Here is a 13,427-nt window from a genome sequence, read left to right on the forward strand (position 1 = left end):
GCAATGACTGACAGGAAGAGTGAGCTACTGATGGCTGGACCGACTACCCGAACCCTGAGCGTGCTCGAACATCTCGCGCATCATTTCGAAGGACTGCCGCTCGTGGCGATCGCCGACGATCTCGGGATGCCGCGCAGCGCCGCGCATCGGCTGCTGACCGAACTCTGCGACGCGGGTTATGTGCGCCAGGTGCGCAACCACGGCGACTACGTGCTGACGACGAAGCTCGCCTCGCTCGGCCTCAGCTATCTGTCGAATACGGGCGTGCAGGACATCGCCCAGCCGATCCTCGACCGGCTCGCGCAGGATTCGGGCGAATTCGTGCGCCTCGGCGTGATCGACGTCGATCACATCGCGTGGCTGGCGCGCTCGCAAGGCGCGCGCTCGGGCCTGCGCTACGACCCGGAAATGGGGATGGTCGCGCAGCTGTCGTGCACCTCGGCCGGCCTTGCATGGATGCTGACGCTCGCCGACGAAAAGGCGATCGAGCTCGTGTCGAAACAGGGTTTCGGCTCGCGCGACGAGTTCGGACCGAACGCGCCGCAAACCGTGCGCGAGCTGCTCGCGCATATCGAGGCGTCGCGCAAGCGCGGCTACAGCATGACCGTCGACATGTTCATGCCCGGCATGGCCGCGATGGCGGCGCCGATTCGCCGCCGGGGGCAGGAAGCGGTCGGCACGGTGAGCATCGCGGGACCTTCGTCGCGGCTGACGGAACAGCGCATGATCGAGCTGGCGCCGCGGCTGCTCGACGCCGCCAACGAACTCGCGGCGTCAGGCGGCGGCACGTTGTTGCTGAGGGGCTCGTCGCTCGCGGGCGGACATCCGGTGCTGTCGTCGGGGGATTGAAGCGATTGCAGCGCGGCATGGCGCATGCGGCTCCTCATGTGGCTCATAAGGCGCATGCGCCGGCTGACCCGAGGCGCAGGTGCACAGACCGGACACGACTCCTCTTTCCCACATCCAGGCATGTCGACAAACGCATCTGCTCATCCGGAACACTCGTGGTCAGGCGTGCTCGCGCTGACGCTGACCGCGTTCATCTTCAACACCACGGAATTCGTTCCCGTCGCGCTGCTGAGCGCCATCGGCGAGAGCCTGCACATGCGGCCGACCGAAGTCGGGCTGATGATGACGATCTATGCGTGGACGGTCGCAGCGGTGTCGCTGCCGTTGACCGCGCTCACCCGCCACGTCGAACGCCGCAAGCTGTTGAGCGGAGTACTCGTTCTGTTTGTCGTCAGCCATCTCGTGACGAGCGTGGCGTGGAACTTCCCGGTGCTCGTCATCGGGCGCATCGGCATCGCCTGTGCACACGCGACCTTCTGGTCGATCTCCGTTGCGCTGGTCGTGCGGCTCGCGCCGCCGGAGCGGAAAAGCCGCGCCCTCAGCCTGCTGGCGATGGGCACGTCGATCGCGATGGTGGCCGGCATTCCGATCGGGCGCGTGATCGGCCAGGCGCTGGGCTGGCGGATCACCTTCCTGACACTCGCGTGCGCGTCGGCCATTACGCTGCCGATATTGCGCGCCACACTGCCCGAGTTGCCCAGCCATCAAACGGGCTCGCTCGCGCACCTGCCCGCGCTGCTGCGCAAGCCGATGCTGGTGGCGCTCTACGCGATTACGGTTCTCGTCGTGTCCGCGCACTTCACGTCGTATACCTACATCGAGCCGTTCGTGCGCAGCGTCAGCCATGCGAGCGAAGGCCAGATCACCTACCTGCTGATCCTGTTCGGCAGCGCCGGCATTCCGGCGGCCCTCTGCTTCAACCACCTCTACCCTCGACGGCCGGCGCAATTCCTGCTGACATCGATTGTCGCGCTGTCCGTGTGCCTGCTGATCCTGTTCCCGTGCTCGCTCGATATCGTCACGCTCTCCGTACATATCGTGGTCTGGGGCGGCGCGATCGTCTGCTTCGGGCTCGCGATGCAGGCATGGATGCTCAAGCTGGCGCCGGAAGCGACGGACCTTGCCGTATCGATCTATTCCGGTCTGTACAACGTCGGGATCGGCGCCGGCGCGCTGTTCGGCAATCACATCGCAGACCGCTTCGGCATGCCGTGGATCGGCACGTTTGGCGGCCTTGCGGGCGGACTCGGCGCCGGCATGGCATGGCTGGCATCGCGCGCGCATGACAAGAACACGGCGGCGCCACCGGCCGTCTAGCGTGCGATGAGATGCCGCCTGGGGTGACGCCTGAATGGCCGCTACAACGCGTAGCGGCCCTCGCGCGGTTCATCAGAACCGGTGCCGCAATCCCGCCAGCACGGCGATCTGACTGGTGCGTCCCGCCCCCGCGGGCCCGAAGAAGTTGATCGCGACCGTGCTCGCATCGCCGGCGAGGTGCTGATAAACCAGCGACATATGCACGTCCGTGCGCTTGGACAGCAGATAGCTGATGCCCGCGTTGACCTGGTGCCACTTCGGCCGGTCGCCGGTCGCGAAGGACGTTGCGCCGGTGCCGGTATAGCCGTGGCCGTCGGTGAAGATATAGCCGATGCCGGCCATCAGCGCCGGCGTGAACTGGTAGCGTCCGTTGATTTCGTAGTTGTCCACCCGCATGGTCTGACCGCCTCGATAGTCGAGCCGCGTATCGGTCACCACGGCGTTGACCGTCGCGGCACCGAACGTGTAGCCGGCCCCGAGCGCCGAAATCCGCTGCCGTTCGACAAAGCCCGCGTTGTAGAAGATGCTGGTCGAGCCGCTATATTCATCGCCGACCGCCCCGTTCGGATTGCTGCCCGAGGCGAGCCCCGCCGACGGATTGTTCAGTTGCAGATAGCTCGCGACCGCATGCAGCGCGCCGCGCTGGTAGTCGAGGCCGAACCCGTAGGCGCGATTGTTGGCGAAGCCCTGGCCATCCGCGCCGGCTGCCTGGTTGCTGAACGCATAGATCGCGCCCATCTTCAGGCCCGTGAGCGGGCTGACTTCGTACTTGACAGTGTTGTCGAGCCGGAACGTCTGGAACGTATCGTCGACGTCGCCGATATGGGCGCCGTAGATGCTGCCGAACTGTAGCCACGACAGCAGCGGCGCGACGTAGTCGAACGTATAGTCATACTGACGGCCGAAAGTGAGCTGGCCGTAGCGCTCGCTGGCGAGCCCCACATAGGCCTGCCGGCCGAACAGCCGGCCACCCTGCGACGACGTGCCGTTCAGTCCGCTGAACCCCGCTTCGAGCCGGAATATGGCGGCGAGGCCACCGCCGAGGTCCTCTCGCCCGACGAAGCCGAAGCGGTCGCCGCTGCCCCACCCTGTCGCCATCGACCAGCGCGAAGCGCCCTGCGTCGTGATCGACGACGCGACCGAATTCGTCCACGCGATGCCCGTATCGATGATGCCGTACAGCGTGACCGAGCTCTGCGCGTGAGCCGCCAGCGGCGCTGCGCAGGCGCAAACGACCGCAGCAGTGCAAACTGCTGTTTTCATTGTCTCTCTCCAGTTTGAATGTGATGTGGACTGCAAATGAAAGCCGATGAGCAGGAGCCTTGCGCGCTAAAGTGCCGGCTCCCGCCACGATGCGCGGCCGCGCATCCCGCCTGTCTGTCCTACCGTTTCGCCGCGGCGCCGGCAGCCGGCAACGGTGCATCGGTGGACATGACGTCTTCCTCGATACCGCCGGGCCGGTACATGCGGCCGAGCACGAACATCAGCACCGCGACACTTACGACCGGCAGCGCTGCGACATGAAACAGATCGCGCACCGGCAGATGTCCGGCCAGCAGCATGCCGCCGATCATCGGACCGGAGATCGAGCCGATCTTCGCCACGCCGATCGCGGTGCCGGTGCCTTTCGAGCGGAAGCTGGTCGGGTAGACGATCGACGCGACCGCGTTGAGCCCGGCCTGGGTTCCAGCCACGCAGAAGCCCACGCCGAACACGGCGGCGGTCAGCAAGCCCATCTTCAGATCCATGCCGAGCGCCGCGACGAGCGGAAAGCCGATCAACGGCAGGCAGGTGACGAGCCGCACGCCATGCCGGTCGATGAAGCGCATCAGCACGAGACCGCCGAGTGTGCCGCCGACCGAGAACAATGTCGTCATCAGCGCGGCGCGATGCGCATCGACGCCGGTCGCCTCGATCAGCACCGGCAACCAGTTTTGCAGGAAGAACAGCGCCATCGAGTTGGCGATGTACGCGAGCCACAGTGCCGTCGTCACGTAGCGCAAGCGGCCCGCGAACAGCATGCGCGGCGAGAATTTCTCGACGCGGCGCTCGTCGGTCACGACGAAATGCGCGTCGGACGGCAGTGCGAGTTCCGGCCTGAGGCGCGCGGCGGTCGCCGCGATGCCGTCGCGAGACCAGCCCTTCAGCACCTGGTAGCGCAGCGACTCGGGCATCACGAACCACAGCAGGGCCGCGACGACGAGCGGCGCGACGCCACCGACCACGAATACCGCCGGCCAGCCGTAATGCGGCACGAGCCACACCGCGACGCCACCGCCGAAGCCCGCGCCGAGCGTGTAGCCGGTGAACATCAGCGTGACCCAGGTTGCGCGCAGCCGCTTCGGTGCGAACTCCGAGACGAGCACGAACGCGTTCGGCACCGCGCCGCCGATGCCGATGCCCGCCACGAAGCGCAGCCACAGCAACGGGTCGACGCTGGACGCCCACACGGTCGCGAGCGTGGCGACGCCGTACCAGCATGCGCCGAACAGGATCGCGCGCTTGCGGCCGATGCGATCCCCGACGTAGCCGAACACGATCGAGCCGATCATGATGCCGAAAATATTCGCGCCAAACACCGGCCCGAGCACGCTGCGCTCGATGTGCCATGCGCGGATCAGCGATGGCGCGGCGAACGCCAGCGCGCTCAGTTCGTAGCCGTCGGTCAGCATCACGAGCCATGTCGATGCAATTAGCAGGACTGCGAACCAGCCGACCTTCTGTTCGTCGATCAGACGCGACACGTCAAGTGTGCGCGCCTCGGGCAAGGTTTGAATCATTGTCTCCTCCAGGAAGTTCCGCATTGACCGCCGGGCAGTGCCCGACGCGTCATGGGGTTCCGGTCATGCAGTGAGTGGACTCGCGGGAACGGGTGCTTGTCGCGCACCTCTGTCGGATTCCCGCGATACGGGCAAGCCGTGCGTCAGTCCTTCAGATGCGGCGGATCGATACGGTCGACGTTGTCGGAGAGCCGCTCGCGCAGCGCGCCGCGATCGATCTGCTGAACGCTGCCGCCGTCCGCGAGATCGAACGCATGCGCGGCCGCCGCGCCCATCGCGATGCACGGCCCCATCACGCGCACGCTCGACAGCGCGCTCGCGTCGGCGTCGATACAGCGGCCGACCGCGATCAGATTGTCCGCGCCCTTCACGACGAGACTGCCGAACGGTACGGTATGCAGATGGTCGTCGCCGAACGGTTTCCATTCGTAGCCTTCCGCGCGATCGTGCAGCTCGATCGGCCATGACGTGCGCGCGACGGCGTCGGGAAACTGCTTCGCGGTAATCACGTCTTCCGAGGTCAACTGCTGCTCGCCGACGATCCAGCGCGTCTGCCGGATACCCGGCAAACCGTAGCTGCGGATGTGCGCATTGCGATAGATGTGCGGATACTCGCTGCGCAGGAACTCGAACGCGCGGTCCGCCTGGTCGCGCCCGACGAGCGCGGTGTGCGACGCCGCCATCGGTTCGAGCGGCGTCTCGATGTGCGTCATGTTGGCAATGCCGATGTTGCGGCCGCGGAAATAGAACACGAGACCGTCCTTGCGCTCCAGCCCGTACTCGTTCGCCTTCGCCTCGACGCGTTCGCGGAAAGCGGTCGGGGTCGGCAGATCGGTTTCGTCGAGGTTTTCCAGCACGATCATCTGCGTGCCGCGAATCGGCGTGTCCGGCTCCTGGCAGTCGAAGCCGGCGAGCCACGTGAGCGCCGCGTCGCCGCTCGCGTCAACGAAGCCTTTCGCCGCGATGCGCACGTCGCCGTAGCGCGTCGCCACATCGAGCTCGCTCACCCGCCGGCCGTCGCGCGTCACGTCGCGCAGTACCGCGCCGAGCACGACGGTGATGCCGGCGTCGAGTATCTTCTGTTCGATCCAGCGCGCGAGCGCGACTTCGTCGTACAGCACGACGGTCGTCAGAGGTCCTTCCTTATAGTGCAGCGCGCCCTTCTCGCCGAGATCGCGCAGGATGCCGTCCGCGATGCCGTGCGTGACCTGAAAGCGCTTCGGTCCGTTCGAGAACAGTCCGCAGAACGTGCCGATGATCGAGTTGACCGCCTGGCCGCCGAGCGCGGGCAGGCTGTCCACCAGCACGACCTTGCGGCCGAGTGCCGCCGCTTCGAGTGCGGCCGAGGTGCCGGCAATACCCGCGCCGACGATGCACACGTCCGCGTCGAGTTTCCAGCTCGTCGATTGCCCGCTGCGGCGGACGATACGAGTACCAGTCTTCACAACATTTTCTCCATTAAAACAATGTCAGGTGCGCGCGGATGTCCCGCGCGACAAGCTCAGGCGCGACCGCGCTTCAGCACTTCGACGACACCGCGGTCGGCATCGACGCGGACCCAGTCGCCCGTTTCGATCACGTCGAGCGGATCGATGTCGAAATCGGTCAGCGAGGGCGCATGGCTGACCACCGCGCCGAGCGCGATCTTCGTGGTCATTTCGTTGAACAGCATCGCCGCCGGTGCGGTGCCGGCGATCCGTGCGATATGGAACTGGCTCGACCAGCCCGACGAACCCTTCGCGCCCGGAAACACGAGCACCTTGTTCGCGAAGCTCTGTCCGCGCAGTTCGTGGCGCGTCTCGATGATCGTGCCGGTGCGCGGGTCGATGCCGCCCCAGCCGGAGATGCGGTCGCGCGTCACCAGCGCCTCGCCTTCGATACAGCCGCCGACCACCTTGCGGCCATGCAGCACGATGGCCGCGTCCGCTGCGCCCGTCGTCGTGTCGTCGTTCTTCGCGTTCATGCGGTAAGCCCTCCTTGCCAGCGGCCCGTCACTGCGGCCTCGATGCAGTCGGCCGTGGTGCCGAACCATGCCTGTACGCCCATGATCGCGGGCAGATAATGCGCCTGCTTCGCCGAGTCGAGCGCGACGACGCGCGTGCCCTTGGGCATCACGCGGCCGATCGCCGAACACGTATCGGTCATCAGCACGCCGCCCGCGTTCTCGATCAGCTTCGTGTAGCCGGCCTGGTCGGCGAGTTGCCGTGTCGCGCGCGCGGTGAAGATCCATAGCTCGGTGTTCGCGCCGATGCGCCGGCCTTCCAGCAGTTGGCACACTTCCCAGATCTGCTCGATCGAATAGTGCGGACAGCCAAGCATCACGAAATCGACCTGCGCATCCTTCGCGGTGGTGTTCACGCGTTCGTATGCGAGGCGCCGCTCGGCCGCGCCATAGCGGATCGTCTCGACCGGCCGGCGGCCGCGGAACGCTTCGTCGCGCGTGCGCGCCTCCGGCGTCTGGCCGACGATGTGATACATCTCGACACCGCCGGACGATGCCGCCGCCGCGCCGAAGTGCTTGAGCTTCGGCAGGTTCGGCACGTCGCGCAGCCCGTCGATCACCGGAATGCGGTCCTGCACGACTTCGCCGACGTAGTAGCCGAGCAGCCCCCAGTCCTGCACCGTCTTCACCTCGATATCGAGCTCGATCAGATGCGTGCCGCCGCGGTTCTCGTCGAGATGCAGACCCCAGTAAGGAATCTTGCCGGTCAGCATCGCGGCGCCCGTGCTCTCGCGTCCTTCCGCGTTCGTGCGCGCGCCGAGCACCGCGTTGATGTAGATCACCGCCGACGACTCCATCCACGCGCAATGCTCGCCGCGCACCGGCACGTTGCCGGCCAGATACGGCGCGCAGGTATTGAGCGGCTGGATGCCGAGGCGCCCCGTGTAGGCTTCGCCCTGGCGATAGAGCTTGACAATCTGGCTGTCGATCCCCTGGCGCTGCGCATGCTCCGGGTCGAGCCCCTGCTGCAAATGGCTGCTGAACACCTTCGCCTTCGGCACCTCGACGACATCCGGGCTGTCGAGATTGAATTCGGAAAACACCGCGTCGAGGCCGCCGTGCTGCGCCGCGTAATCGCGCAGGAACGGCATCGTCGCGCCGACCGTGCCGCATACGTTGTTGGTGTCCACCAGCCGTGGCGCACCGAGCGCTTCGCCATAGCGCACGAGCAGATCCATCGCGCGCTGCACGGCAGGGCCGTCGCGGCCATCGAGCATCGCCTGTTCGTCGTCGTTCAGCTTCATTTACCGCGCTCCGTGTGCAGGTTCGGGTTGAGCCGTGTTCGGCCCGGCGTGGCGATCCACGTCGATCGTCGTCGCGCGCCGCAGTTCGCGGCGCACCGACAGGTCGTAGCGGCGGCCTCGATGCAGCGTGCAGCGGTTGTCCCAGATCACGAGGTCGCCGGGCTGCCACTGATGCGCGTACACGAAGCGGCGCGCGGTCGCATGTTCGAGCAGGTCCGCCAGCAACATGCGTCCTTCGGCGATCGTGCGATCGACGATATGCGTCGTATGCGCGCCGATAAACAGATGCCGGCGGCCCGACCCCGCGTGCTCGCGAACGATCGGCCAGCGCACCGGCGGCAGCGCGTTGCGCTGTTCTTCGGTGTACTCGGTATCGCCGAGCAGGAAGCGCGAATACAGCGCGTAGTGCTCCGCTTCGAGCCCATCGAGGTCCCGCTGGTCGCGCGGATCGAGCGCATCCCACGCGGCACGCATGTCCGCGTATTCGGTCTCGCCGCCCCACTCGGGCACCACGACCGCATGCAGCATCGAATAGCGCGCGGCCGGCTGCTGGAACGAACTGTCGCTATGCCACAGCTGGTTCGCGAGATTGCCGACGATGCGCCGATGCGCGCGGTCCGCAACCTGTCCGGACTCGTCGATGTTCGAGATGTCGGCCAGTTCCTGGTAGGCGAGCCGCGCATGCGGACGGGCCACGCGCTTGAAGCCGAGATCGAGCGGCCCGAGCGCGCCCGCGAACGCCAGCTGCTGTTCCTGCGTGAGCGGCTGCCCGCGGAACACGAGCACCGCGTAGTGGTTCATGGCCGCGTCGATCGCGCAGGCGACGTCTTCGGCGATCGGCCCGGCGAGATCGACGCCTCGCGCGAGACCGGCGAAATCCGGACGCGCGGCGTCGATGGGAACGACTTCAAGCGACATGGGCTGCTCCTGATTGAGTGTTGTCCGACGCGGCGTCGTCGCGACGACGATGCAGGCGGCCGAGGACGAAGGCGAGTACCGCGACGAGCGCGACCGGCGCCGCGCCGAAGAAGAACAGTTGCTCGACGGGCAGATGCGCGGCCATCAACATGCCGCCGATCACTGGCCCCGCGATGGCGCCGATCTTCTGGATGCCGACCGCCGAGCCGGTGCCTTTCGCGCGCAGCGCGGTCGGATAGACGAGCGCGGCAACGGCGTTCAGGCCGAACTGCGTGCCGACCACCGTGAAGCCCGTGAGAAACACGGCCGCGACGAGCATCGGCCCCGGCAAGCCGGTGCCGAGCAGCGCGACGAGCGGCGTACCGACCAGAGGCAGCACGGTGATGATGATCGCGCCGCGCGTGTCGACGAAGCGCATCAGCGCGAGACCGCCCAGCGTGCCGCCGAGCTGGAACATCGCCGACACGAGAGCCGCCTGTTGCGGCGCCAGGCCGACGCTTTCGATCAGCACCGGCAGCCAGCTGCTAAGGAAAAACAGCGCCATCGAGTTGGCGATGTACACGGCCCACAGCACCGGCGTCAGCGCACGCAACCGGCCCGCGAACAGGAGTCGCAGCGAGCCGTCGCGGGCATCGCCATGCGCGTCACCCTGCGAACCGCTGCCGGTCGCGAAGCGCGCTTGCGGCTCGACGACGAAACCCGGCGCGATCCGCGCAACGATTCGCGCGACTTCGGCATGCCGGCCCTTCAGCGTCAGGAAGCGGATCGACTCCGGCACCGCAAACCACAGCATCGCGCTCGTCACGAGCGGCGCGATGCCGCCGATCACGAACACCACCTGCCAGCCGAACTTCGGCACGAGCCACGCGGATACGAGACCACCGACGCTGCTGCCGATCGTGTAGCCGGTGTACATCAGCGTGACCCACGTCGCGCGCCAGCGCTTCGGCGCGAACTCGGTGGTGTACGCGATCGCGTTCGGCACGACGCCGCCGATGCCGATGCCTGCGAGAAAGCGCAGCACGAGCAACTGTTCGAGCCCCGTCGCGTGCGACGCCGCAAGCGTGAACACCGCGAGCACGACGCTGCCGATGATGATCGTGCGCTTGCGGCCGATCACGTCGCCGAGATAGCCGAGTGCGAACGCGCCGATCATCGTGCCGAACACGAACGCGCCGAACACCGGGCCGAGCACGCCGTGCCCGAGATGCCACGCGCGGCTGAGCGCCGGCGCCGCGAACGCCATCGCGGCGAGGTCGTAGCCCTCGGTCATCATCATCACGCCCATCGCGACGATCAGCAGTACCCCGAAGCGATGGGTCTGCTGCCGCTCGATGACCGTGCCGATGTCGATTACGGTTTCGGCGCCCATCTCAACGCTCCCGCGCCGGCCGGTCCGCGCCGAGCACCGCGCCTTGCGGCATCGTTCCGACCGTCGCGCGATAGATCTTCAGCCAGCCGGTGTCGTTGACGGGCGCGGGGCGCTGCCACGCGGCGCGGCGGCGCGCCACTTCGGCTTCGTCCACCTGCAGATTGCAAACGCGCCGCTCGAGGTCGATCTCGACCGTGTCGCCGTCCTCCACGAGCGCGAGCGGCCCGCCGGTCGCCGCTTCCGGCGAGACCTCGGCCACCACCAGCCCCTTGCAGACGAGACCGGACAGGTGTCCGTCGGTCAGCATGGCGACCTGCTCGGACAAACCCGCGCCATCGATCGCGAAGACGACGCGCGAAGCGCCGCCGCCCATCGCCGGGCCGCCGCACACGCCCGCGCCGCGCATCACGACGACGTTGCCCGGCTGGATGCGGCCGTCCTTGATCGCCGCAATCGCGTCGTCGGAAGTCGAGTAGCACAGTGCCTTGCCTGTGAACGTACGCTGCTTGTCCGGCGAAATGCCGAATTTGACGATGCCGGCCTGCGGCGCGAGATTGCCGCGCACGAGCACGATGGCCGGATGATTGGCGAACGCGCGCTCAGGCGTGCGAATCACTTCGTCGTCGGCAATCCAGACATCCTGCAGGTTGTCCTTGACCGTGCGCCCCGTCACGGTCAAGGCTCCGGTGTCGAGCCATGCTTCGAGCCGCTTCATCACGCCGCGACCGCCGCCGGCCGCTTCCAGTTGCTCGATCGTGTGCGAGCCGACCGGACGCACGCCGGTCAGCACCGGAATCTGGGCGGCAAATTCCTCGAACAGCGCATACACGTCGACGTCGATCCCGCCTTCGGCCGCGACCGCCTGCATATGTTTCACCGTGTTGATCGAACCGCCGACGGCCAACACCGTCTTCACCGCGTTCGCGAACGCGCCGCGCGTGAGGATATCGCGCGGCTTCAGGTCGTCGCGCACCATCTCGACGATGCGCGCGCCGGCTTCGCGCACGAAGGCGAACATCTTTTCGCTGTTGGCGGCCACCGGCGTGCTGCCCGGCAGCGACATACCGAGCGCCTCGCTCACCATATGCATCGAATTCGCGGTGCCGAGTCCCGAGCACACGCCGGGGCCGCGAATCGCGTTCTGGCTCATGCCGATGAGGTCCTCGACCGGAAGCTTGCCGGTCAGCGTGTGCATCGCGCCGACGAACACGTCTTCGATATCGACGTGCTCGCCCCGATATTCGCCGCTCGGCTGATAGCCGCACGCAACGACGATGGTCGGTATGCTCAGCCGCGCGGCGGCCATCAACTGACCCGGCACTGTTTTGTCGCACGAGGCGAGGCACACCATGCCGTCGAGTTGCGCGCCTTCTACGGCCACTTCGATGTCGTTCGTGACGAGGTCGCGGGCAGCCAGCATGTATGCGCCGCGCGCGCCGGCACCGGTAATGAAGTCGCTCGGCGCGGCCGTGCGGATTTCGAACGGCAAGGCCCCCGCCGCGCGAATCGCCTCTTTCAGCTGCGCGGCAATGCCGTCGAGGTGGCTGAAGCACGTCGCGAGTTCCGACGACGAATTGACGATGGCGATCTTCGGCTTGTCGAGGTCCTCTTCGCTGATGCCGAGATTGCGCCACTGGGCGGCGCGTACCGCGCCGAGATAGGAACCACGGGGGAAATTGCTGCGCAACGGGCGTTGCGGCTTCTGTTCTTCAGACATGGTGTCTCACTCCTTTAGTTTGGAAACGATGTTAAAAACGGCGATAAAATCCGTCAATTATGTAACGTCGATAGGGATCATCCAAACTATGGATATTCGTCAGGTCGATCTGAATCTGCTGAAGGTGTTCGATGCGCTGCTGAAGAAGCGCCATGTGACGCAGGCCGGTGTGAGCATCGGCTTGAGCCAGCCGGCAATGAGCTATGCGTTGTCGAAACTGCGCGAACTGTTCGGGGACCCGCTCTTCGTGCGTACCGGGCGCGGCATGGAACCCACGCCCCGCGCGCAGGCGCTCGGCGATCCGGTGGCGCGGCTGCTCGATCTCGTGCAGACCGAGATTCTTCCGGCCCCTGAATTCCGGCCCGCGGAGTCGTCGCGCAATTTCGTGCTGTGCATGTCCGATATCGGCGAGATGGTGTTTCTGCCGCGTCTGCAAAGCTTTCTCGCCAGAACCGCGCCGCACGTGAGCATCAAGACCGTCGCGCTCAGCATGCCGGAGCTCGAGGAAGGCCTCGCGAGCGGCGAAGTCGATCTCGCGATCGGCTACTTCCCGGGGCTCAAGAGCGAGGCGCTCAAGCGCAAGGCGCTGTACCGGCACTCCTACGTGTGCATCGCCCGCGACGATCACCCCGAGATTGGCGACACGCTATCGCTCGATCAATACCGCAACGCCGCGCACGTGATCGTCCATCCCGAGGGCCGCGAGCAGGACGTGCTCGAACGCGCTCACGAACGCCTCGGCATTCGCATCAACGTGCGCTTCAGCGTGCCGCGCTTCATCGGCGTGCCGTTCATCGTGGCCGGGTCGGACATGATCGCGGCCGTCCCTCAGGCGGTCGGTCGGCGTTTCGCGGAGTTCGTGAACGTCAAGCTGTTGCCGCTGCCGTTCCCCGCGCCCAAGTACGACCTCTATCTGTACTGGCATCCGCGCTTTCATCACGAGCCGGCCAACCGCTGGGCCCGCAACGCGATGAGCGAACTCATCAAGGGACCGATGCAGCACGAACCGCTGCCGAATACGAAACGGATGCACCTGAGCGCGGGGCTATAGCGCGCGCCGGCTGGCGCAGCGCGGCTCGCGCGATCGTCTTTCGAGCCGCGTGGAAATACGATGCGCGATCTTTAATAGTCTTATGTTGTACACAATTTATGTTTTGTCGCTCACAAAATCTCGTGGTTTACCCGTAATTCCTCCTGCTATGTCTTGAAAATAGCGCCTCGATGTATA

The 13,427-nt window shown here is 66.2% G+C and carries 11 protein-coding genes; 3 read left to right on the plus strand and 8 right to left on the minus strand.

Translation table 11 applies throughout. The features are described 5' to 3' along the window. The first annotated feature begins 30 nt into the window (after positions 1-30). Both G3N58_RS04055 and G3N58_RS04060 read left to right on the plus strand, forming a co-directional pair. Positions 31-849: an IclR family transcriptional regulator gene (locus G3N58_RS04055; protein ID WP_167044284.1), complete on the plus strand. Its 819-nt coding sequence runs from the start codon at positions 31-33 to the stop codon at positions 847-849. 120 nt (positions 850-969) lie between these two features. After that, on the plus strand, positions 970-2,166 hold the full coding sequence (locus tag G3N58_RS04060; protein WP_205998511.1) for a sugar transporter: 1,197 nt from the start codon (positions 970-972) through the stop codon (positions 2,164-2,166). Positions 2,167-2,238: 72 nt separating this feature from the next. Here the strand turns inward: G3N58_RS04060 and G3N58_RS04065 are convergent, their stop codons facing one another. The 8 genes from G3N58_RS04065 to ilvD form a co-directional block, all read right to left on the minus strand. Further along, positions 2,239-3,429 (minus strand): porin, encoded by a 1,191-nt coding sequence (locus G3N58_RS04065; RefSeq protein ID WP_167044291.1) that lies wholly within the window; start codon positions 3,427-3,429, stop codon positions 2,239-2,241. A 119-nt stretch (positions 3,430-3,548) separates the two neighbouring features. Further along, positions 3,549-4,946 carry an MFS transporter gene (locus G3N58_RS04070; RefSeq protein WP_240162748.1) on the minus strand — a complete coding sequence of 466 codons (1,398 nt, stop codon included), beginning with the start codon at positions 4,944-4,946 and terminating at the stop codon, positions 3,549-3,551. Positions 4,947-5,089: 143 nt separating this feature from the next. Then, positions 5,090-6,391 carry an FAD-dependent oxidoreductase gene (locus G3N58_RS04075; RefSeq protein WP_167044297.1) on the minus strand — a complete coding sequence of 434 codons (1,302 nt, stop codon included), beginning with the start codon at positions 6,389-6,391 and terminating at the stop codon, positions 5,090-5,092. Positions 6,392-6,447: 56 nt separating this feature from the next. Further along, positions 6,448-6,909 carry a DUF126 domain-containing protein gene (locus G3N58_RS04080; RefSeq protein ID WP_205998512.1) on the minus strand — a complete coding sequence of 154 codons (462 nt, stop codon included), beginning with the start codon at positions 6,907-6,909 and terminating at the stop codon, positions 6,448-6,450. Beyond that, positions 6,906-8,192 (minus strand): aconitase X catalytic domain-containing protein, encoded by a 1,287-nt coding sequence (locus G3N58_RS04085; RefSeq protein WP_205998513.1) that lies wholly within the window; start codon positions 8,190-8,192, stop codon positions 6,906-6,908. Before G3N58_RS04085 ends, G3N58_RS04080 begins: the two co-directional genes overlap by 4 nt. Then, the gene (locus tag G3N58_RS04090) at positions 8,193-9,110 is read right to left on the minus strand and encodes a TauD/TfdA family dioxygenase (protein ID WP_205998514.1); all 918 of its coding nucleotides are present in this window, start codon (positions 9,108-9,110) and stop codon (positions 8,193-8,195) included. It abuts the gene before it with no gap. Then, positions 9,100-10,482: an MFS transporter gene (locus tag G3N58_RS04095; protein ID WP_205987968.1), complete on the minus strand. Its 1,383-nt coding sequence runs from the start codon at positions 10,480-10,482 to the stop codon at positions 9,100-9,102. Before G3N58_RS04095 ends, G3N58_RS04090 begins: the two co-directional genes overlap by 11 nt. Before the next feature lies 1 nt (position 10,483). Beyond that, positions 10,484-12,199 (minus strand): dihydroxy-acid dehydratase, encoded by a 1,716-nt coding sequence (gene ilvD / locus G3N58_RS04100; protein WP_205998515.1) that lies wholly within the window; start codon positions 12,197-12,199, stop codon positions 10,484-10,486. A gap of 88 nt (positions 12,200-12,287) precedes the next feature. Between ilvD and G3N58_RS04105 the strand changes: the two genes are divergently transcribed. After that, entirely contained in the window at positions 12,288-13,250 is a 963-nt protein-coding gene (locus G3N58_RS04105) for a LysR family transcriptional regulator (protein ID WP_167044316.1), read from the plus strand. Positions 13,251-13,427: the final 177 nt, after the last annotated feature.

This window comes from Paraburkholderia sp. Ac-20342, from assembly GCF_017104985.1.
Taxonomy (GTDB): Bacteria; Pseudomonadota; Gammaproteobacteria; order Burkholderiales; family Burkholderiaceae; genus Paraburkholderia.